Annotated in this window: 17 protein-coding genes and 1 pseudogene; 11 read left to right on the top strand and 7 right to left on the bottom strand. The window is 64.8% G+C overall.

All coding sequences use genetic code 11. The features are described from left to right. Positions 1-178: 178 nt before the first annotated feature. Together AWB83_RS25720 and AWB83_RS25715 are read left to right on the top strand one after the other, a co-directional pair. Positions 179-2,458: a hybrid sensor histidine kinase/response regulator family protein gene (locus tag AWB83_RS25720; protein WP_087048443.1), complete on the top strand. Its 2,280-nt coding sequence runs from the start codon at positions 179-181 to the stop codon at positions 2,456-2,458. Between the two features lie 172 nt (positions 2,459-2,630). Next, complete coding sequence (locus AWB83_RS25715; protein ID WP_087048442.1) at positions 2,631-4,031, top strand: hypothetical protein; 1,401 nt, start codon at positions 2,631-2,633, stop codon at positions 4,029-4,031. 75 nt (positions 4,032-4,106) lie between these two features. Here AWB83_RS25715 and AWB83_RS25710 read toward each other — a convergent pair whose 3' ends face one another. Together AWB83_RS25710 and AWB83_RS37560 are read right to left on the bottom strand one after the other, a co-directional pair. Further along, entirely contained in the window at positions 4,107-4,658 is a 552-nt protein-coding gene (locus AWB83_RS25710) for an NADPH-dependent FMN reductase (RefSeq protein ID WP_087048441.1), read from the bottom strand. A gap of 340 nt (positions 4,659-4,998) precedes the next feature. After that, positions 4,999-5,133 (bottom strand): hypothetical protein, encoded by a 135-nt coding sequence (locus AWB83_RS37560; protein ID WP_279629097.1) that lies wholly within the window; start codon positions 5,131-5,133, stop codon positions 4,999-5,001. A 282-nt stretch (positions 5,134-5,415) separates the two neighbouring features. On the opposite strand from AWB83_RS37560, the gene AWB83_RS25705 reads away from it, so the two are divergent. After that, complete coding sequence (locus AWB83_RS25705; RefSeq protein WP_087048440.1) at positions 5,416-5,655, top strand: DUF4148 domain-containing protein; 240 nt, start codon at positions 5,416-5,418, stop codon at positions 5,653-5,655. Positions 5,656-5,964: 309 nt separating this feature from the next. Here AWB83_RS25705 and AWB83_RS37350 read toward each other — a convergent pair. Next, positions 5,965-6,231, bottom strand: a pseudogene (locus AWB83_RS37350) (AEC family transporter); the annotation flags it as partial. A gap of 534 nt (positions 6,232-6,765) precedes the next feature. Between AWB83_RS37350 and AWB83_RS25695 the strand changes: the two are divergent. Further along, positions 6,766-7,335, top strand: coding sequence for a lipocalin family protein (locus AWB83_RS25695; RefSeq protein ID WP_096059393.1), 570 nt, complete (start codon positions 6,766-6,768; stop codon positions 7,333-7,335). Between the two features lie 4 nt (positions 7,336-7,339). Here AWB83_RS25695 and AWB83_RS25690 read toward each other — a convergent pair whose 3' ends face one another. From AWB83_RS25690 to AWB83_RS25680, 3 genes are all read right to left on the bottom strand, one after another. Beyond that, positions 7,340-8,560 carry a serine hydrolase domain-containing protein gene (locus tag AWB83_RS25690; protein WP_087048439.1) on the bottom strand — a complete coding sequence of 407 codons (1,221 nt, stop codon included), beginning with the start codon at positions 8,558-8,560 and terminating at the stop codon, positions 7,340-7,342. Between the two features lie 49 nt (positions 8,561-8,609). Then, complete coding sequence (locus AWB83_RS25685; RefSeq protein ID WP_208636805.1) at positions 8,610-8,864, bottom strand: hypothetical protein; 255 nt, start codon at positions 8,862-8,864, stop codon at positions 8,610-8,612. Between the two features lie 93 nt (positions 8,865-8,957). Next, complete coding sequence (locus AWB83_RS25680; protein ID WP_087048438.1) at positions 8,958-10,412, bottom strand: sigma-54 interaction domain-containing protein; 1,455 nt, start codon at positions 10,410-10,412, stop codon at positions 8,958-8,960. Between the two features lie 318 nt (positions 10,413-10,730). Here AWB83_RS25680 and AWB83_RS25675 point away from each other — a divergent pair, with 318 nt between their 5' ends. The 6 genes from AWB83_RS25675 to AWB83_RS25650 all read left to right on the top strand — a co-directional run bounded on the left by AWB83_RS25675 (position 10,731) and on the right by AWB83_RS25650 (position 18,115). Continuing rightward, positions 10,731-12,131 carry a GntP family permease gene (locus AWB83_RS25675; protein ID WP_087048437.1) on the top strand — a complete coding sequence of 467 codons (1,401 nt, stop codon included), beginning with the start codon at positions 10,731-10,733 and terminating at the stop codon, positions 12,129-12,131. 211 nt (positions 12,132-12,342) lie between these two features. After that, positions 12,343-13,137, top strand: coding sequence for a 3-hydroxybutyrate dehydrogenase (locus AWB83_RS25670; protein ID WP_087048436.1), 795 nt, complete (start codon positions 12,343-12,345; stop codon positions 13,135-13,137). Positions 13,138-13,273: 136 nt separating this feature from the next. Next, entirely contained in the window at positions 13,274-14,833 is a 1,560-nt protein-coding gene (locus AWB83_RS25665) for a methyl-accepting chemotaxis protein (protein WP_087048493.1), read from the top strand. A gap of 71 nt (positions 14,834-14,904) precedes the next feature. Then, complete coding sequence (locus AWB83_RS25660; protein ID WP_008354254.1) at positions 14,905-15,138, top strand: hypothetical protein; 234 nt, start codon at positions 14,905-14,907, stop codon at positions 15,136-15,138. Positions 15,139-15,638: 500 nt separating this feature from the next. Beyond that, positions 15,639-17,054 carry a Tle4 family T6SS lipase effector gene (locus AWB83_RS25655; RefSeq protein ID WP_143750112.1) on the top strand — a complete coding sequence of 472 codons (1,416 nt, stop codon included), beginning with the start codon at positions 15,639-15,641 and terminating at the stop codon, positions 17,052-17,054. Beyond that, the gene (locus AWB83_RS25650) at positions 17,051-18,115 is read left to right on the top strand and encodes a T6SS immunity protein Tli4 family protein (protein ID WP_143750111.1); all 1,065 of its coding nucleotides are present in this window, start codon (positions 17,051-17,053) and stop codon (positions 18,113-18,115) included. Before AWB83_RS25655 ends, AWB83_RS25650 begins: the two co-directional genes overlap by 4 nt. Positions 18,116-18,192: 77 nt before the next feature. Here AWB83_RS25650 and AWB83_RS25645 read toward each other — a convergent pair whose 3' ends face one another. Beyond that, complete coding sequence (locus AWB83_RS25645) at positions 18,193-20,205, bottom strand: AI-2E family transporter (protein WP_087048433.1); 2,013 nt, start codon at positions 20,203-20,205, stop codon at positions 18,193-18,195. Positions 20,206-20,566: 361 nt separating this feature from the next. Here AWB83_RS25645 and AWB83_RS25640 point away from each other — a divergent pair, with 361 nt between their 5' ends. Beyond that, the gene (locus AWB83_RS25640; RefSeq protein ID WP_087048432.1) at positions 20,567-21,187 is read left to right on the top strand and encodes a glutathione S-transferase family protein; all 621 of its coding nucleotides are present in this window, start codon (positions 20,567-20,569) and stop codon (positions 21,185-21,187) included. The last annotated feature ends 33 nt before the right edge of the window (positions 21,188-21,220 follow it).

Genomic DNA, 21,220 nt, shown 5'->3' with positions numbered 1-21,220 from the left:
CTGTGCGGCGCGCCCGAGGTTTTATTCGACAGCCAAACCCGGCGTGCCCGGCCGATCGGCATGTTTCGTGCGTCCTTGGTGTGGTTGCATCGCTCGAACTCGATGAACGGCATCCGCCCCCGCGCCGGCATGGACGGGCCGTTTCGCCCGAGTAAAGTTTTCCAATTCGCTGCCAAAAATGACGCTGCAACGTGAGGAGTCCGACGCCGAGCCTGTGGCGGAACTGCGGCAGGAAGAACCGCCCTTCCCGGTGGTTCCCGAGCGCAACTTCGCGGCGCAGCGCATGACGCTCTACGCGCTGCTGGTCGCCGCGATCGTGCTGCCGTGCGTCTATGTGGCGGTCATCGCCTGGACCGACTATCACGCCCGCGTCGCCGACGCCTCCGATCTGGTCGCCCGCAATGCCCGCGTCGCGGAGGAGCATGCGCTCAAGGTCTTCGATCTGAACGTCACGCTCAACGAGCGCATCGTCGATCTGCTCGACGGTCTCGACGCCGACGCGATCCGCCGCGACGGCGCCGTCATCCACCAGCGCCTCAAGACGATCAGCGGCACCTATCAGCAGGTCGCGGCGGCGTCGGTGTTCGGCCCCGACGGCAGGCTGCTCGCGACGAGCCGCACGTATCCGACGCCCGATGTCTCCGTTGCGAACCGCGAGGACTTCGGCGGCATGCGCGCGGGCCGGCAGATGGAGCAGATTTCGCGCGTGATGACCAGCCGCGTCGCGGGCGACCAGGTCTTCAACACGGCGGTCGCGCGGCGCACGCCCGCGGGCAAGTTCGACGGCATGGTGTCGATCGCGCTGCGCCCGTCGTATTTCGCCGATTTCTACCGCGAACTGATCGGCGACAACCCGAGCGTCTCGCTCGGCCTCTCGCGCGAGGACGGCGAAGTGCTCGCGTGGTATCCGCCGCGTCCGCCCGGGCGCATGTCGCTCGCGGCCAGCTCGCCGCTGCGCGACATGTATCGCGCGGGCCGCAGGAGCGGGGTCGTGAAGATGGTGTCGGGACTGGACGATCAGGTGAAGATCGTCGCGTTTCGCCGCGTCGGCACGTACCCGATCTACGTCTCGAGCGGCTATCCGATCGCGACGATCTGGTCCGCCTGGTACGAGCATCTGAGCGTGCTCGCGCTGTCCATCTTCGCACCGTGCATCGTGCTGTGGGGCGTAATCGGCCAATCGCTGCGGCGCCTCGCGACCGAGGAAGAAGCGTGGGAACGCTGGCAGGCGGAAGCGTCGATGCGCCGCTCGATCGAATCCGCCTACCGCCAGGCGCGCAAGATGGAAGCGCTCGGCAATCTGGTCGGCAGCGTCGCGCACGACTTCAACAATCTCCTGATGATCGTCTCGACCAACGTGCAGATCGCCCGGCGGCGCGGCGCGCCCGGACTCGACCGCGAGCTCTCGGCGATGGAGCGCGCCTTGAAGAGCGGCCAGTCGCTCACTCGGCAGCTGCTCGGCGTCGCGCGCAAGCAGCCGTTGCGCAGCGAGACGATTGCCATCGGCAAATGGGTGCCGGCCGGGCGCGAACTGCTGCGCGCGTCGCTCGGGGCGAAAGTCGCGCTGAACGTCGAGGTCGCGCCGGACGTGTGGACGATCCGCGTCGATCCGGCGGAACTGGAGCTCGCGCTCATCAACGTCGCGGTGAACGCGCGCGACGCGATGCCCAACGGCGGCACCTTCACCGTGCGCGCCGACAACGTGCGCTTCCGTCACGAGGACGGCTTTCCGATCACCGGCGATTTCGTGCAGATCTCGCTGGAAGACACCGGCTTCGGCATGAATTCGGAAATCCTCGGCCGCGCGTTCGAGCCGCTCTTCACCACCAAGCCGAAGGGCATGGGCACGGGCCTCGGCCTGCCGCAGGTGTTTGCGTTCTGCGAGCGCGCGGGCGGCCTTGCGACCATCGACAGCGCGATCGGCGCGGGCACCGCCGTGCGCCTGTATCTGCCGCGCGCGGCGGCAGCGGGTACGCCGGGCGCGGTGGTCAGGGAAGAACACACCGCGGGGAAGGAAGCCGAAGGCCTGCGCGTGCTGCTCGTGGAGGACAACGAGGAAGTCGCCGCGGGCACCGAGGCGCTCCTCACGATGATGGGCCACCAGGTCACCTATGCCTTCAACGCCGATACCGCCGTCACCCTGCTCGAGGCGGCGCGCGCGGGCGCCCCGGCCGATTTCCCCTTCGATGTCGTGCTCTCGGACATCCATATGCCGGGGCAGTTGAACGGCATCGATCTGGCCGAGATGCTGCAGCGCTTCGAGCCGCGCATCCCGGTGATCCTCGTCACCGGCTACGCGGAGGAGCTCGACCGCGCGCGGCAAGTCGGCGCGCGCGTGCTGTCGAAGCCGTTCGATATCGCGCTGCTCGATTCGCTGCTGCGCGCGATCCGCGAACGCGTGCAGGATGCGAACGCCACGGCGCCCGACGAACGCGCCGCGCGCTCCGCCGACCGATAGCCCTGCGCTGCCGACTTTTGCACGCGCTTTTGTAAAAGCGCCGCCCGCCTGCCTGCCTTTTCGATCCGCAACGGCCCGCGCGCATCCGGCACGCGAGTTGCGTGATCGAAAGCATGTGCGGCGACCTTTTCGTTGCCGATCCCGGAATGACGCCCACCCGCAGGAGGCGCAAATGCGACACACCGTCATCGGAGTATTCGACACTTATGCACAAGCCGAGGACGCGCGCGCGGCCCTGATCTCCGCGGGCTTCCCACGCGCCGACATCGAGCTCCAGGCCAATCCCAAGCGCGACGACGCTGCCGCACCCTCGGACATGCCCGACGCCGAGACGCATCCGCAGCCCGGCATGCTCGCCAGCATCGAGCGCTTCTTCAGCATGCTGTTCGGCGGACGCGATCAGCCGCCGGAAGTCGCGCACTACTCGGAGGCCGTGCGGCGCGGCGCGGTGCTCGTCGCGGTGGATACGCCGAGCGCCGAGCAGGCCGACATCGCACGCGCGACGCTGACCGACAAGGGCGCGATCGACATCGACGAGCGCGCCGCCAGCTGGACGGCGCTCGAGCATGGCAGCCCGGCGATGCCCGCGGCGGCCGAGGACGACCGCGATCATTCGGTGCTGGACGAACTGGGGCTCGGGCGCGGCAGCGGCGTGCCGGGCCGCGAGCCCGTGAACGCCCCGAACGTGACTTCACCGCGTGCCCGGGCCTATCCGCGCGCCGATGTCGGCGACCCGGCGGCCGAGCCGCTGGACGACCCGCTGATGCGCCACGATGCCGCCTCGCTGACGCCGCGCGATTACATCAGCGACCCCGCCGATGATCCATTGCTCGGACGCAGCATGCAGTCACAATCGCAATCGCAGTCGATGGGGGGCGAAACCGAGCGCGCGGCCCGCGATCCGCTCTCCGGACGCGATCCGGTGACGGGCCGCGACCCGGGCGCGACGACGGGCATCGATCCGCTCGCCGGCACGCCGGCCGATCCGCTGGCCGCGCGCACCGAACTCGCGGGCGAATCGCTCTCCGAGCGCGACGCGCTGGCGGGCCTCGATCCGCTGCGCACGACGGGCGCCGTCCCGCCCGAACGCGCCGCCATGAACGAACCGGCACAGCAACGCGAGCCGCTGCCGGGCGCGCGCACGGACACGGCGTCCGAGTGGCGCTCCGTCGAGCCGCTCAGCCCGCTCGACGAACCGGCCGCGCCCTATCAATCAGGCACGGCGGGATCGGTGACCGCTTCGGCCGGAACGCAGGCGGCGGGGCCAGCCGGCGCCACCGGTCCGCAAACCGTGCCGAACGAGTACATGGAGTACGAGGAAGACTTCCGCACCGACTACGAATCGAAGTATTCGGCGACGGGCGCGCCGTACGAGGACTATCAGGGCGCGTATCGATACGGCGCGATGCTCGGCAACGACGACCGCTTCCGCAGCCGCGCATGGGATGATCAGATGGAATACGAGATGCGGCGCGACTGGGAAGCCAGGCACCCGGAAGGCGATACCTGGGAGCGCTTCAAGGCGGCGATCCGGCATGGCTGGGATCGCGTGACGGGGCATCATCACGTGTGACCGGCAGTGCGATACGCCGCTGACAGCGATCGGCCCGCGCGAGCGGGCCGATTTTTTATCGGCAAGGAAGCCGGATCACACGGCCCGATCGCGCACCCACGCCGCGTACCTGTCCATGAAAGTCTGCAGATACTTGCGCGTGTCCTCGGTCAGGATGTGGCCGTTCGCGTCGATGCGCTTCTCGTCGTGCTTGATGTACATCTCGGGGTGGTTCATCAGCATGATGTCGAGATACGCGCACACGCCGCGCAGATGCGACTGCGCGATCGCCGTGCCGATCGCGCCGACCGACGTGCCGATGATCGCGCCCGGCTTGCCGCCCCACGCGCTCTTCCCCCACGGCCGCGAGCCCCAGTCGAGCGCGTTTTTCAGCACGCCGGGAATCGAGCGGTTGTATTCCGGCGTCACGATCAGCAAGCCGTTCGCGTCCGCGATCTTCTGCTTGAACGCACGCGCGGACTCGGGAAAATCGCTGTCGTAATCCTGGCTATAGAGCGGCAGGCTGCCGATGTCGAGAAAGTCGAAGGAAAAATCGCTCGGCGCGAGCGAAACCAGCGCGTGCGCGAGCTGCTTGTTGAACGAATCTCGTCGCAGGCTTCCGACGACCACCGCGATCTTCAAGGCCATGACATCTCCCGGTTAGAGGATGAAAAGGTGGATGACCCGGACGATGAACCCGGTCCGGTTACGCCGCCAGCAGGAAGGCGCGCGTGCACATGATAGACACAACGCCGGAGAGTCGTCTTCGATCTCCGCGGTATCATCGCGGACTATTCTTGCGAAGAATTGAGCAATCCAGCTCCTGCCGCGTCGCGGCGCGGTTCAAGACCGACTATCCCCACCGTTATCCACAGAAAGTGTGGATAAGTCGGGGTAAGCGCTTCGCTGTTTAGTTTTTGATACGTAAACGAAACGAGGCGCCCATAAAGAGCGCCTCCTGCACCGTTTTTCGGCGAAAACCCCCTGCTTACTGACCGAAGAACACGTTGCATTGCGAAGCCGGACCTTGGCAGGTCGAAGGCTGCGAATCGGCCGCCTGAGCCGCGCCAGCGGCGGCGAACAGGGCGAGCGATGCAACCAATACGGTAAGAATGCGCTTCATGTGACACCTCCAGATCGATTCATTTGTCCGATCGCGTTCGATCGATGAGTCAACTTTAGCTATGAAGGGCTCACATAAAAACCGCACGGAGCGGAAATCGCTCTTACCGATCCGGTAACAATCCGCAGCTTTGAATCGGGCATCGCCTGCGAATCGTGGGCCAGCATTCAACCACTCTCGACAACAATGTGTTGGTTCAATCGGTATTTTTGTCCAATAGCTTTCCTCCTAGACTTTTCCCAAGCGTCACCCCGACGCAAGACGCATCCAGGAGGTTTCCAAATGAAGAACACACTGATCGGCGGTCTGGTTCTGTCGGCGCTTCTCGCTACCGCGCCCGCATTCGCGCAATCGACGTATGGCGGCAAGACCCGCGCGGAAGTCAAGGCGGAACTCGCGAGCGCCCGTCGCGCGGGCGATCTCGATGCGGTGAATGCGTTGAGCTATCCGCAACTGCGCCCGTATCAGGAACGGCACGCGCAACTTCGCGCGGACGCGCGCGACGCCGGCAACGTGCGCTAAGCACCGGTTTCAGAAAGATTCAGAGGACGCCGTCTGAGCCATCCCTCCTCCACCGTCGAACAGAAGGTGGTTTCGCCCGACGCTCCCGCGCCGGGCGTTTTTTTGCGCGCGATCTCCGCGGCGCTCAGAGCACAGCGGCGGCAGGCCGAACAGATGAAACGCGAGCCACCACGTCAGCCGCGGCTGTGCGAGAAGCTTGAGGCTCACGAGCGCGCCCGTCGCCCGCTTCGCCCTTTGCGCCGGGAAACAACCCGAGCGCAACCAGCACGGACTCTTCGCGAGCGACTTCGCCACGTGCCCGAGCGTCGCGGCAATGCGCTTTTCGGTTTGGAACGCGGGCTGATCGAGCATGCTCCAGGGCGTCTTTGCCATGATGTCGAAGAGCAGCGCGGGCAGCGCGAGATACACGACGAAACGATTGAGCTCCGACGCGGCGGCCGGTCCCAGCTTGTTCAGCTTGCGGCACGCATAGCCCGCGAAGATGAGACCGAAGACCGGCAGGATGATCTGAAGAGCGGAGTGAGCAGCGAGGAAATTGCGACGGACGGGGAAACCGGCGAAGGCATGAGGAAACAGCGTCGAGCGTGAGAGGAAAGGGCGAGAGGCTACTCCTTGCCGAAAAGGTGAGGCGATTCGGGATGCGTGCGACGGTGAGCCGGCCGACACGCTTGCGACTCACTGTTGGACGGACCTTATGGATCACGAAGTATTCCGCCATCTCAGTTCCGTGTTTAAGGGAATGATGCAAGCCCTTGTTCCATAAAGCATTCGATTCCGGCAGTCCGGCGGCGCCGGTACGCGGCCAACGCATGACGGCCGGCGCTGCCGCCGACCATCAACGAACGAAGATCCCCGCTGCGCGACTCAAGGTGAGGCGATACGGGAGCCCGACGAAAGTCACGGCAATTGCATTGAGCGATGCGGCAGCCGCCGCGTGCGCCCAAAGCAAAACCCAATGCCGACAAGCACTTGCGCCCTTCCGCGCTGCCGGAGGAAGTCACGCCCGCACCGTCGCGGCAGCTCGAAGGTGAGAGAGTTCGGGACCCGCCTCCGACGGAACGAAGCTTGCTGCACGCTCAGCCTTCGTACACTCTCACGCATTCGCGCGACATGAAAATCAAAAGATTCTGGGCCTGGGGCGCCGCGGCGCTGGTGGCGATCGGCGGAATCGGCACGCTCGTCGCCTGGGTATCGAACGGGGCGCGCAAGCCGGGCAACGAGCATGTTCCGGAACCGTCGAAAGCCGTCGATCTCGATCGTTATCTCGGTCATTGGCACGAATTCGCCCGCTACGAGAACCGTTTCGAGCGTAACTGCGAAGCGGTGACCGCAAACTATGCGCGTCGGGAGGACGGGCTCGTGTCGGTCATCAACGGATACCGGCAAGGCGGGCTCGGCGGACCGTACCGGTCGGCGGAGGGACGCGCGAAGATCGTTCCGGGATCGAACGGCACGAAGCTGAAGGTGTCGTTCTTCGGTCCGTTCTACGTCGGCGACTACTGGATTCTCGATCACGCCGACGATTACTCGTGGTCCATCGTCGGCGAGCCCAGCGGGCGCTATCTATGGATCCTGACGCGCGAGCCTAAGCCCTCGTCGGAGTTGCGCCGCTCGCTGATCGAGCGCACGCGCGCGCTCGGCTACGACGTCACGATGCTGCGCGAGACGCAGCACGGCTGACCGGTCAATCGTCGATGGCGGCGTAGATCAGCCGCTCGTATTCCTTCGCGAGCGGAAACGGCTCGGCCGCGCGCCGCTGGATCAGCATGATGCCGATCATGTTCTCCACCGGATCAGCGAACCAGCTCGTGCCGAGCGCGCCGGGCCACGCGAACGAGCCCGTCGAGCGATAACCGGCGGGCAGTTGCTGCGCGGGATCGTCGATGACCGATACGCCGAGGCCGAAGCCCTGCGCGCGCCAGATCGGATAGCCGAACGCGGGAATCGCGCGCTGTTCGGGCGTGAGAAAGTTCGAGCGCATCAGGTCGACCGACTTGTGCGAAAGCAGGCGCGGCCCGCGTGCGCGCTCCGCCGCGTCGCCTTGCAGACGGCCGCGGCCGAGCAGCACGCGCGCGAACTGCAGATAGTCGTCGGCGCTCGAGACCAGGCCGCCCCCGCCGCTTTGAAAGCGCTTCGGATTCAGCCAGCGGCTCGTCGACGGATGATCCTCGGCGGAGCGCTTGCCGTTCGCATCCACGGCATAGGAGGTCGACAGCCGCGCCGCCTGCTCCGATGAAACCGAAAAACCCGTATCGCTCATGCCGAGCGGCTCGAAGATGCGCGTGCGGAAAAACTCGCCGAGCGGCATGTCGGCGACGCGCTGCACGAGCGCGCCGAGCACGTCGGTGGAAATGCCGTAATGCCAGCGCTGGCCCGGCGGGTACATCAGCGGCAGCTCGGCGACATGTTCGAGCCAGCGCGCCGGATCGACCATCGAGTCGAAGCCGTTGAAGACGCTTTCGTATGCGGCGGCCAGTTCGCCCGCCGCCGTGAAGTGATACGCGAAGCCCGCGCGATGCGTGAGCAGGTCGAGCAGCGTGATCGGCTGCGTCACGGGCGCGGTCTGCGTGAGCGGTCCTTCGGGATCGCGCAGCACCGTGAGCTTCGCGAGTTCCGGCAGCCAGTTCGTCACCGGCGATTCCAGCGCGATGCGACCTTCCTCGACCAGCATCAGCGCGGCGACGCTCGTGACGGGCTTGGTCATCGACGCGATGCGAAACAGCGTGTCGCGCGACATCGGCGTGCGGCTTTCGATGTCGCGAAAGCCGAGTGCATCCGCCTGTGCGATTTCGCCGTGCCGCCAGGTCAGCATGACGATGCCGGCGATATGGCCCGCATCGACGAAACGCTGCATGGCGGTGCGTGTTTGCGCAAGGCGCGCGGAATCGAAGCCGGCGTTGGCCATCGTTACTCCTTGTCGGGACAATTGCTCGCTTCGATGCCGCGGCGCGCGGCTAGTTCGCCTTGCAGGCGACGAGCAGCGCGTTCTGGTTGTTTTCGGTCGACTGGCCGAGTACGTCGTAGCCGCCCGGGCAAAGCGCCTTGGCGTTGTCCGTGCAGTTGCTCCAGCCGCCGTAGGCGGGGCACTGGATCTGCTGCGTGGGGCGTCCATCGGCGGAAAAAAGCGGCGGCGCGCTGCTGCATCCGGCAAGCGCCCAGGCGCCGCCCGCGAGCATGACTGAAAGGCCGATTGCTTTGCCGAGTTTCATGCGATACCCCTTTGATTCCTGGTCGTTATTTTCGATTTCGCGAGTATGCCACGCAAAGCTTTCGCGTCGATCTGGCGTATGCGCGAACGCGCCTCAGACGGAGATGCCGAGCGCGGCGATCTTCTTGTAAAGCGTCGCCCGTCCGATGCCGATTTTCTCCGCCGCATCCGCCACGCGGCCGCCGCTCGCGCGCAGCGCGTCCGAGAGATAGCGTCTTTCGAAATCCGCCATCGCGTCGGCGTAGGACATCCCCGGAAAGGCGGCGCCTTCCGGCGCGGGCGGCTCCGCCTGCACCGCGAGCGCGACACGCCCGGCGTCGATGAACGCGCTCAGCGCGGGGGCGTCGATGTCCTCGGACTCCGAGAGCATCAGCGCGCGCTCGAGCGTGTTGCGCAGTTCGCGCACATTGCCCGGCCAGGAGTACGCCTCGAGCAGCCGCAGGGCGTCCTTGTGCAGCACGAAATGGGCGACGCGCTCCGGCCGGACGTCGCCCGACAGGTCTTCCAGAATCGCGTAGGCAAGCGCCTCGATGTCGCCGAGCCGCTCGCGCAGCGGCGGCGCGTGGATCGTCAGCACGTTCAGGCGATAGAACAGGTCCGCGCGAAAGCGTCCCGCGGCGACGAGCGCGGGAAGATCCGCCGAAGTCGCCGCGATGATGCGCACGTCCGCGCGCACGATGCGGTTCGAGCCGAGCGGCTCGAACTCCTTGTCCTGCAGCACGCGCAGGAGCTTGCCCTGGAGCGGCAGCGGCATGTCGCCGATTTCGTCGAGAAAGAGCGTGCCGCCGTCGGCCAGCTCGAACTTGCCGACGCGGCCCTTGCGCTCCGCGCCCGTGTATGCGCCCGCCGCCGCGCCGAAGAATTCGACTTCGAGCAGCGTGTCCGGAATCGCCGCGACATTGACCGTCACGAGCGGCTTGCCGGCGCGGGTCGATGCGCCGTGGATCGCGTGCGCGAGCAGTTCCTTGCCGGTGCCGGTCTCGCCGAGCAGCAGCACGGGCGAATCGACGAGCGCCGCGCGCCGGGCCTGGCGCTTCACTTCGAGGCTGACCGGGCTCGTGCCGACGAAGCTCGAGAACGTGTACTTCGCGCGCCGCGCCTGCGCGAGCGACTGGCGCGTCGCGATCAGTTCCTGCTGCACGCGCGAGTAATGCGCGAAGAGTGGCGTGAGCGCCTTCATTTCGTCGAAGAGCGCGAAGCCGATCGCGCCGATGGTCGCGCCCGATTCGTCCTTGAGCGGCAGACGCGTGACGACGAGCGGCTCGCGGTCCGTCTCCAGGACATCGAGCAGGATCGGCTTGCCCGTCGCGACGACTTCGCGCATCAGGCTGTTGGGGATCACGGCTTCGCAGTCGAGGCCGATGGCGTCGAGCGGGTCGGCAAAGCCGAAGCGCGCCGCGTAGCGCTTGTTGATCCACACGACGCGCGCGTCCGCATCGACGATGAAGGTGCCTTCGCTCAGATTCTCGAAAGTCTTGAAAAGCGACTCCATCGCGCGCCGCATGACGTCGCTATAGTCCGCGGGGACGTTGATCCAGTCGTTGCGCATACCGCCTTCGTCTCCTTATCTCTCTTTCGAGACGAAATATCTCAATTCCGAGACGAGCGGACAATCCGCATCTGCACTAACCTTCTGGAGGCGATGACGACCGGGCGAGTTCCGCGGCTGTCTCGATCTGGAGACATCCGGCTGAAATCTTGCGATGCCATGCTTGCCCGATGCCCGTCCGGGCTGGGGTTCGGCGCGCTGGCACGAAAGCTGCGTTTGCCCGCGCGGCGTGTCACCATCGCGCTGGAAGGGGCTTCCGCGGCTTTCAGGAGAGGCTCGCGGACTACGTTCAAAGAACAAACCACTCACGGAGACTCAATGTCGTTCATCATCGTGCTCGCCGCCCTGGCGTTCCTGATGCTGGCTGCCTATCGCGGCTACAGCGTCATTCTTTTCGCGCCGATCGCAGCGCTCGCAGCCGTCCTCCTCACCGATCCCGCCGCCGTCGCGCCGGTGTTTTCCGGCATCTTCATGGAGAAGATGGTCGGCTTCGTGAAGCTCTACTTCCCGGTGTTCCTGCTCGGCGCGGTGTTCGGCAAGGTCATCGAACTGTCGGGCTTCTCCGAGTCGATCGTCGCCGCCGCGATCCGCTATATCGGCAAGTCGCGCGTGAATGCGGTGATAGTCGCGGTGTGCGCGCTGCTCACCTATGGCGGCGTGTCGCTGTTCGTCGTCGTGTTCGCGGTGTATCCCTTCGCGGCGGAGATGTATCGCCAGAGCAATATCCCGAAGCGCCTGATGCCGGGCGCGATCGCGCTGGGGGCGTTCTCGTTCACGATGGATTCGTTGCCGGGCACGCCGCAAATCCAGAACATCATCCCGACGACGTTCTTCAAGACGACCGGCTGGGCCGCGCCGTGGCTGGGCGTGATCGGCTCGGTGTTCATCATCGTGGTGGGGCTGACGTTTCTCGAGTGGCGCCGCCGTTCGGCGATGGCGAAGGGCGAAGGTTACGGCACGTCGCTCGTGAACGAGCCGGAGCGGGTCGAATCGACTTCGCTGCCGAATCCCGTGCTGGCGATCGCGCCGCTCGTGCTCGTGGGCGTCGCCAACTTCGCGCTGACCAAGTGGATTCCGACGTGGTATGGCGCGAGCTACACGGTGACGCCTGAAGTGCTGCCGGGTGTCCACGCGCCGGTGACGACGGCGGTCAAGACGGTCGTCGCGATCTGGGCGGTGGAGGGTGCGTTGCTGCTCGGCATCGTGCTGGTGGTGCTGACCGCGTTCTCGCGGGTGAAGGAGCGTTTCGCGGGCGGCACGCGCGCGGCGGTCGCCGGGGCCTTGCTTGCGGCGATGAATACGGCTTCCGAGTACGGCTTCGGCGGCGTGATCGCGGCGCTGCCGGGGTTCATCGTCGTGTCCGATGCGCTGAAGAGCATTCCGAATCCGCTCGTCAATGCGGCTATTTCGGTGAGTTCGCTTGCGGGAATTACCGGGTCGGCGTCCGGCGGTATGAGCATCGCGCTTGCTGCCATGTCGGATACGTTCATCGCGGGGGCGCAGGCGGCGCATATTCCGCTCGAAGTGCTGCACCGGGTCGTCGCGATGGCCTCGGGTGGGATGGATACGTTGCCGCACAACGGCGCTGTTATCACGCTGCTCGCGGTTACAGGACTCACTCATCGGGAGTCTTATCGCGATATCTTCGCGGTCACTGTTATTAAGACTTTGGCTGTCTTCTTTGTTATTGCTGTGTATTACTTGACTGGGATTGTTTAAGTTTTCTTTTTGGGGCGGTGCGGTTGGGCTTTCGGGGAATCCTGTATTCGCGTCGGTCTATTAGCATTGCCCCTGTGCGGCGCAACGCTAATAGACCACTAAGAATTCAGGATTCCACAGAAGCACAAAGCAACCGCAAAAAAAAAAGCAACAATGACCCCGGCCACACAAGGCCAAAACAAAACCGATTTGAAGGAGGCAAACCCCACCCATGACTCACCCCACATCGACCCCATTGCTCGCCGGCAAAACGGCTCTCGTCACCGGCTCGACGAGTGGAATCGGCCTCGGCATCGCCACAGCGCTCGCACACGCCGGCGCGAACCTCGTCCTCAACGGCTTCGGCGATGTCGAAAGCGTACTGAAGCAGATCGAGGCAACCGGCGCGAAAGCCGTACACCACCCCGCCGACATGACCAAGCCCGCCGAAATCGAAGCGATGATCGCCTTCGCGAATGAAAATTTCGGCGCAGTCGACATCCTCGTGAACAACGCAGGCATCCAGCACGTCGCGACCATCGACGAATTTCCGGTCGATCGCTGGGACGCGATCATCGCCATCAACCTCAGCTCGGCGTTCCACACGATGCGCGTCGCGTTGCCGCAGATGCGCGCGCGCAACTGGGGCCGCGTGATCAACATCGCATCCGTGCACGGGCTCGTGGGGTCGACAGGCAAGTCGGCCTACGTGGCCGCCAAGCACGGCATCGTCGGCCTGACGAAGGTCGCCGCGCTCGAGAACGCCCGCACCGGCGTGACCGTCAACGCCATCTGCCCCGGCTTCGTGCTCACCCCGCTCGTGCAGAAGCAGATCGACGACCTCGCCGCGCGCGACTCGCTCTCGCCCGACGCCGCGCGCGCCAAACTGCTCGGCGACAAGCAACCGTCCGCGCAATTCGTCACGGCCCAGCAGATCGGCGACATGGCCGTGTTTCTCTGCTCCGATGCCGCAAGCGAAATGCGCGGCGCGGCGCTGCAGATCGACGGCGGCTGGAGCGCGCAATAACGCGGGCATCACAGTTGAGCGTTTTGGTCGGATTCCCCTAAAGAATGTGAGGATAATGGCCGTTATGTCCGTGTAATTCAGAGCGCGCCGTCCGTCGTTCGGGCGGCGCGTGCATCGGGAGAAGAGCAAGGACATCATGCGCAACAACCAGCCTGTCACTCAGCAAGAGTTCGATTTTCCCGCCTCGGAGATGCTCGTCTCCGCCACCGATCTCTCCGGCAACATCCAGTACTGCAATCCCGCTTTCGTGCTGGTGTCCGGCTTCTCGCGCGAGGAACTAATCGGCAAGCCGCACAACCTGATCCGCCATCCCGACATGCCGCACGAAGCCTTCGCCGATATGTGGGCGACGATCCGCGCCGGCCGCCCGTGGACCGCGCTCGTCAAGAACCGCCGCAAGAACGGCGACCACTACTGGGTGCGCGCGAACGTCACGCCGGTGATGGAGCATGGCAAGGCGGTCGGCTACCTCTCCGTGCGCGTGAAGCCGAGCCGCGAGGAAGTGCGCGAAACGACCGCGCTGTATGCGCAGATGCGCGCAGGCAACGCGTCGCACCGGCTCGTGCGCGGCGCGCTCGTGAGGTACGGCCTCCGGGGCAAGCTCGCGGCGCTGGCGCACATGCCGGTGAGCGCGCGCCTCGGCACGGCGTTTGCCGCCGCACCCGTCGTCATGCTGATCGCGGCCCTCGCCGGCTGGCGCGGCGCGCCGCCGCTGCCGTTCTGGCTCGCGCTCGGCGCGGGCATGGCGGTGAGCTTCGCGGGCTGGCTCGCGCTGTCGCGTCAGGTGAATGCGCCCGTGCGCACGATGTCCGGCTTCGCCGCGCGCATGGCCGCGGGCGATCTGACCGTCGACATGCCCGACGCGCGACACGACGATCTCGGCGACGTGCAGCGCGCGCTCGCCCAGCTGAAAGCGAATCTCGCGGCAATCGTGTTCGACGTGCGCGGCCAGATCGGCGGCGTGCTCGACGCCGCGACCGAAATCTCGAGCGGCAACACGGACCTGTCGCGCCGCACGGAATTGCAGGCGGCATCGCTCGAGCAGACCGCCGCGACGATGGATCAGCTGACCACCACCGTGCAAGGCAACGCCGACGCCACCGTTCGCGCGCTCGAGCTCGTCAAGGAAGCGCAGGTCGCGGCGGACGACGGCGGACGCATCGCGAGCCAGGTCGAGCAGACGATGGCGGGCATCACGGCGGCGTCGCGGCGTATCGCGGACATCACCGACGTGATCGACGGCATCGCGTTCCAGACCAACATCCTCGCGTTGAATGCGGCCGTCGAGGCGGCGCGCGCAGGCGAGGCGGGCCGCTCGTTCGCCGTGGTCGCGACCGAGGTCCGCAACCTGGCGCAGCGCTGCGCGGCATCGGCGAAGGAAATCGAAGGCGTGGTGGCGACGAGCGTCGCGCAGATCGAGCAGGGCACGAGCCTCGTCTCGCGCACGACCAGCCAGATGCGCGCGATCGACGAAGCGGTGAACCGCGTCTCGACGATCATCATGGAGGTCGCGAAGGCGAGCGGCGAACAGGCCGAGGGCATCGCGCAGGTGAATCAGGCGGTCGCCCATCTCGACGATTCGACCCAGCAGAATGCCGCGCTCGTCGAGCAGGCGGCGGTCACCGCCAAGCGCCTCGCCGAGCGCGCCGTGGTGCTCGACGAAGCCGTGCGGCTCTTCACCATCGCAAAGGTCTGAAGATGCGCGCGCAGCCTCGACACGCGCGTCGCTTGGTACTATCGGAGCATTGCCAACGAGGAGTGTCTCCGATGACCGCTGAGAACAATCGCACGGAAGAAGCGCGAGCGATGGAACGTATCGTCAATGCGACGCGTCAGGTTCAATCCGCCTTTCTTGCGCTGCAGAAGCAGTTTCCGCCGGAAGGCGACGGCCGCCCGTCGCAGATGGCGCTGCAGACCTTCGACGCCGCGCTCCAGGAACTCGAAGACGCGCAAGCCGCGTTCGATACGATGCTCAACGATCTGTTCGACGGGAACCGTTAGCCGGGAGAAAGCGGCGGCGTCACCCGTCGATGGACTGGCGCCGGGTTCCCTTTTCGCGTCGCGCGCCTCGCGATCGTCGATCGCGAAGGTGACTGCGCGTGTCGGATCTTCGAGTCGCCGATGTCACGGCCGATGCGGACCTCCGTGCCGTGCGCGGATTGCTCGCCGTTCGCCCCGTTCCTCGACTAAGCATATATGTTAAAAATTGTCGATGAATTACTAAGCCATCCTAATCACGATTAGGATCGAAGCTTCATCTCGCGGTTCCGTCAACGGAAAGATCGAAAGCCACGGTCACCGCGTCTACGAGCTTCGAGCCGCGAATAGCCAAGCGACGGAGGGCATCCATATTGACCGTAACGTCAAGAGTCATCGAACCGAGAATCGCGCCGGACGGTTCGGTTCATTACTCCTCCGTCACGTCGCCTCCTGACGCCAGCACTGCGGTTTGCTACATCGTTCCAGATCGCGTCATTCCTGTGATTTTTGTGCCTGGAGTAATGGGGACGAATCTGGCCAAAGCTCCACGCCGTGAACCCGAAGAGCCGATTTGGCTGCTCGACAGCATGACCACGGTCATGTCATGGATCACAAAGCGACCGGCCGAACGAAGGCGATCACTCGATACTGAAAGAACCCGAGTGTACTCGGGCGGCAAGATCGCATCCGGCACCAATCTGCCGGAGAAAGAACTGCGCCGTCGCGGCTGGGGCGAGGTCGCCTATATGAGCTATGGCGAGTGGCTCGTCTGGCTGGAAAACGCGCTCAATGATGTGCACGCCGGAACCGATCATGGACGCAAGGGTCTGCGCGCGAGCTTGTGCGAGATGGCGACGCCGGGAATCGGAACGCTCAGCCATGACGAAGTGGCGCTTTCGTACAAATATCAGTTTCCCGTTCACGCAGTGGGCTACAACTGGCTCAAGTCCAATGCGGACTCAGCCAATCGTCTCGCGGAAAAAATCAAGGAGTTCACGGCCTATTACCGAGACACATACCATTACCAGTGCGACAAGGTGATTCTCGTCACCCATTCGATGGGAGGCTTGGTCGCCCGCCACTGTTCAGAAGTGCTGGGCCTGCGCGACAGCGTGCTGGGCGTCGTTCACGGCGTGATGCCGGCCACGGGCGCTGCCGCGACGTACAAACGCATGAAGAACGGAACGGAAGGCGTCGCAGGTCTCGTGCTCGGTCCCAACGCCGCCGCCATGACAGCGGTGGCGGGCAGCGCGCCGGGACCACTGCAGTTGCTGCCGAGCCGCGATTACGGCATGGGCTGGCTGCGCATTCGCGATGGCAAGCAGTTGGTCGCCCTACCCGTTTCCAACCCGTATAGCGAAATCTATGCGGTGCGCGGCACGTGGTGGGGACTCTGCGACGACACCCTGCTCAATCCGCTCGATCCCGATAAGAAAACCATAGATCAGGACTGGACGCAGTTCACAGATCTGATCCGACGGTATGTGGAGCCATTTCATACGGGCATCAGCGGCAGGTATCACCTCAATACCTACGCGTTTTACGGCGACGATGTCGCGCACGCCGCGTTCGGCAATGTGACATGGGCGCAGCAAGCGCCGTCTCTGCTGCGCGGCCATATTCCACCGCTGCAGCACTTGCTTGGCGAGCGTGGAACGGATGATCCCGGCTGCGGAGGCGTGCTTCTCAAGGTCACCCAGGAAGGCAAAACCGCCGTCGCCAGCTTTTCCTTGCAAGATCCGGACGAGAACGGCGACGGCACCGTGCCGGTGCGTTCGGGGCGTGCCCCAGGCAATCGTGCGAAGGCTTGCATCGCGTTCAGCGGAATCGACCACGAAGGTGCCTACAAGCTCGACGCCACCCGGCGTTTCACGCTTGCGGCCATCACTCGCATCGCCCAAGGTGTCAAGGGCACCGCGCTCGAATACAAGACATGAATCTGCGCAAAACAATCTTTGTCGTTTGCCTTGCCGTGGCGGCAGCGGCATGCAATCGCACGCCACCGCTCACTGATTCGGAAAAGAACATCGTGAATGAGCTGACTGGAAACCTGAAAACGCGCTGTGTGGGACGCTACCTCATCGACATGCCCGTCGACGCGCCGGAATACGGTGACGCAAAAGTGCAGGGGGTCATCGTACAAGCCGACCCTCTGTCACTGGATGACTACCATGCCAAAGTGGCAAAACGCGAAACAGAATTGCGGGCAATCAAAAGCGTCGATGCTTATCCGTTCCTTTACGAGTCCGGCGAGGCGCGCGGAAAGAACACCTGGTATTTCGTTCATCGCGACATTCCCCACAACGATCCAGCAACACGCGTCATCGAAGCCTACAAGTGGGAAAGCGGCTTTGTCTTCGAATTAAGGATTGAAACCTTCGACTACGAGCACCCGGATCGCACCGATGACCCGATCGTCAAGCAATTCGACGTCAAGAACAGATTGCCTCAGCAGAAGGAACTGGTATTCGGCACGCTCGACAAAATTCGCGCCCGCCCGAGCGACGAGATTCCAAAGGAATCCGGTTTCTGCTTCTCGGGTGGCTTTCTGGCAAACAAGAACTGGCGAGACGACGACGTCTACACGCATTACGCGCTGAACGATCGAACGGGTGTGGGCTTCACGCTGATGACCAACGGGAATACCTATGAGGAAGCGACGCTTCTTGAGCGTGGCCTGGAGGCCCAAATGCTATTTCATGGTGAGGCAGGCAAAGTCATCCGTAAGGGATCGGTAGATCTGGCAGGAATGAAGGCAGAAGAATGGCTAACCGAAACCGTCTCCGATGCTGGCGTTCCAGAGCAAAGATTTTCTCTCGAGCTCAATCCGACACGCAGCGGGACGAACGCCCCGTTTCTCTCACTGGACATGATCAATGGGGCGCCGCGTCGAGGCGGAGACGCTGAGCTTCAACATGCACCATTAACGCGGGGTGAGGCTCTCGCGTTGTGGGATGCGGTATCAAGAACCTTGCGTCTGCGCCCTGGCGCATTGTGATGCCTGTGGCATCCGCGGGAAGGAAAATCCCTCCGGTCTGATCCAGCCGGGATCTTCAAAGCGATTCGGTCGATCGCTCATGCGTCGCGCAGTTCCGCGACACCCTCGCGCGCGTCGCCGGGCGGCCCGTTCAGCGCCGCCTCTCCGCCCGAATCATTCAAGCCGGCCCACGGCACGCCGTCCGTGGACTGACGGCGCGCGGCGGCCACGCATGCGTCGACGAGCTCTCGGAACGACACCGCCGCCGAACTCGTGCGCACCAGCACTTCGCCTTGCAGCGGACTTTCGGGAAACACCAGCCCGACGATCAGTTCAGCCGAGGGCGCGCGCTGATGCAGCCGCCTCAGCAGATTGCGCAGATACGGCGGCGATTCGGCCGCATCGAACGACACCACGCAGATGATCGTCACGTCCGAAAGATCGACTTCGCCGAAGCGTCCGCGCGAGAAGCGCTCATAGCCCGCGAGGTCCGCGTGAAGCCCGTGCTTGCGGAACAGCTGCACGGCGATGGTCGCCGCGAGATCGTCCAGTTCGCTTCGGCCCGCGATGCACAGCACGGACGCCGTGTGCCCTTCCTTCTCCGCATCGAAGCGCGCGGGCGGAGTCTCGGGCGACAGCCTCGGCTCGTCTTCCGCGGATTCCAGGCTCACGGGCGGCTCTGCCCGGCGCTCGACGTTCACCGTCGTGTCGTCCGCATCTTCCAGCCCTTCGATGATGTCGAGCGCCGACTCGTTGATGCGTCGCAGCTGGTCCGCCGTCACCACCCCGCGCAGCACGTCGCTGTGCGCGTAGCGCAGCCCTTCGAGCGCGACTTCGTCGTAATAGGCAATGAGCGAGCGCTCCTTGAGCAGCGTCTCGGCCTGCACGAGCGCCTCATCCGGATCGTTCGCGAGCAGGCGTTGGTAGAAGTTCTCCGCGGGCGTGAGCGCCGGCCGGTCGCCGAACAGCACGTCGAGGAATTCGAGGCGATCGACGTGACGGCCGAGAATCACGAGGCACAGCGTGAGCGGCGTCGAGAGCACGAGACCGATCGGCCCCCAGATCCAGCTCCAGAAGATCGCCGCGACGATCACCGCGAACGGCGAGAGGCCCGTGCTGTGCCCGTAAAGCAGCGGTTCGACGACCTGCCCCGCCACGATGTCCGTGACGCCGAAGAGCACGATGGTCCACACGAGCATCGCCCAGCCCGGCCCGACTGCGGCAGCGAACACGACCGCGACGATCGCCGCGATCCACGTCCCGACATAGGGCACGAAGCGCAGGAGCGCGGTCATCACCCCGAAAAGCAGCGCGCCCGGCACGCCGATGATCGCAAGTCCGATCGAAATGACGATGCCCGCACCCACGTTGATGCCGAGCTGCGCGAGGAAATAGCGCGACAGGCGCCGCGCGGCCTCGTCCATCGCCGTGGTCGCGCGATGCAGGTCGCGCGAGCCGAAGAGGCGGATCAGGCGATCGCGCAAATCCTCGCGCTGCAGGAGGATGAACACCGCGACCACGAGCACGATGCCGGTGGTCTCCAGCGGACTGACGATCGGCGAGAGAAAGCGCTGCGCCAGCTCCAGCGGCGACGGCGACGGCTCGTGCACTTCGACCGGCATCGGCTGATCGATCGGCGAGGCGGCGGGGTTGTCCTCGTTCTTCGGTTCCTGCTCGCGCGCGGGCGAAAGCCGCTTCAGCGCGCGCGACGCGCGGCCGAGAAACTCGTCGGCGCGCCCAACCGTCATGCGCTGCACGGAGTCGATCTTGCGCTCCACCGCGACCTGATACTTCGGCAGGTCGCCGGCGAGCTGCGCCACCTGGGCGCCGATCAGCGCGCCGACCGCCGTCAGCACGGAAAGCGCGATCACCACCGCGACGATCACCGACGGCACCTGGCCGAAGCGCAGCCGCCGCAGGAAGTCGACGAAGGGGGCGAGCAGAAAGCTCAGCAGAATCGCGAGGATGATCGGGATCATCACGGCGCGCCCGAAATACAGCGCGCATATGATGATGACGCCCGCCACCAGCGACGCCAGCGCGCGCACGCCGGGCGCCTCGGGCGGCAGGATCTTCGCGGGTGGCCGGCGCGGCCCGGGTGCTTGCGGCATGGAAACGGCTCGCTATAAGAGTGAAAGGCACACGGCGCACGGCATGCCGGGGCGCGACCGGCTTTCGGGGGCGGTCAAGGGACCCTCAAGCAAGGCATGTGCCGTCGCTGAGGTGCCCGTGTGCCCTTGAGGTGAGGCAGTTCGGGAGCCGAATTCTACTGCAATCGCTTCAAGGTGAGGAAATACGGGAACCGAAGCCCTCGTCAGCAGTGAGCTTGGCCGCCAGATCTTCCTTCACTGTTCTTGTTTCGAGAATGGTGATTTGAAAATCGCCCGTATTCTGCTTCCGGGCGCAAGAACCCATACTTGATTCGCAGGACGGGGAGATCTCCCGGCCATCAATCAAACAAGGGAACGTGCCATGAAGCTCTATCATCATCCACTGTCCGGCCATGCGCACCGCGCGCGTCTTTTCCTGAATCTGCTGGCGATCGATCACGAGGAAGTCTTCGTCGATCTCGCCAAGGGCGCGCACAAGACGCCCGAATACCTCAAATTGAACGTCTTCGGCCAGATTCCCGTGCTCGTCGACGGCGAGCATGTGATTTCCGATTCGAACGCGATCCTCGTCTATCTCGCCAAGAAGTCCGGCGATACCCAATGGCTGCCCGAAACGCCCGCCGGAGCCGCCGCCGTGCAGCGCTGGCTCTCGGTCGCAGCGGGCCAGATCGCGTTCGGCCCCGCCGCCGCGCGTCTCATCACCGTGTTCGGCAGAAAGTTCGACGCCGAGGAAGTCATCGCCCGCGCGCACGCCATCCTCGAGGTGATCGACGGACAACTCGCCGGCCGCCAATGGATCGCGGACGTCGCCAGCGCGCATCCGACCATCGCGGATATCGCCCTCTACAGCTACATCTCGAGCGCGCCGGAAGGCAACGTCGATCTGTCGGCTTATGCGAACGTGAACGCATGGCTGCGCCGCATCGAGGCGCTGCCCGGGTTCGTGCCGTTTCAAAAGACAGCCGCCGGTCTCGCGGCGTAAACCGACGCGGCGGCATCGCGGTGACGCGTGGCC

The sequence above is a fragment of the Caballeronia ptereochthonis genome, from assembly GCF_001545075.1.
In the GTDB taxonomy this organism is placed as follows: domain Bacteria; phylum Pseudomonadota; class Gammaproteobacteria; order Burkholderiales; family Burkholderiaceae; genus Caballeronia; species Caballeronia ptereochthonis.
Note: the sequence above shows the minus strand (reverse complement) of the source record. Positions and strands in the feature narration are given on the sequence as shown.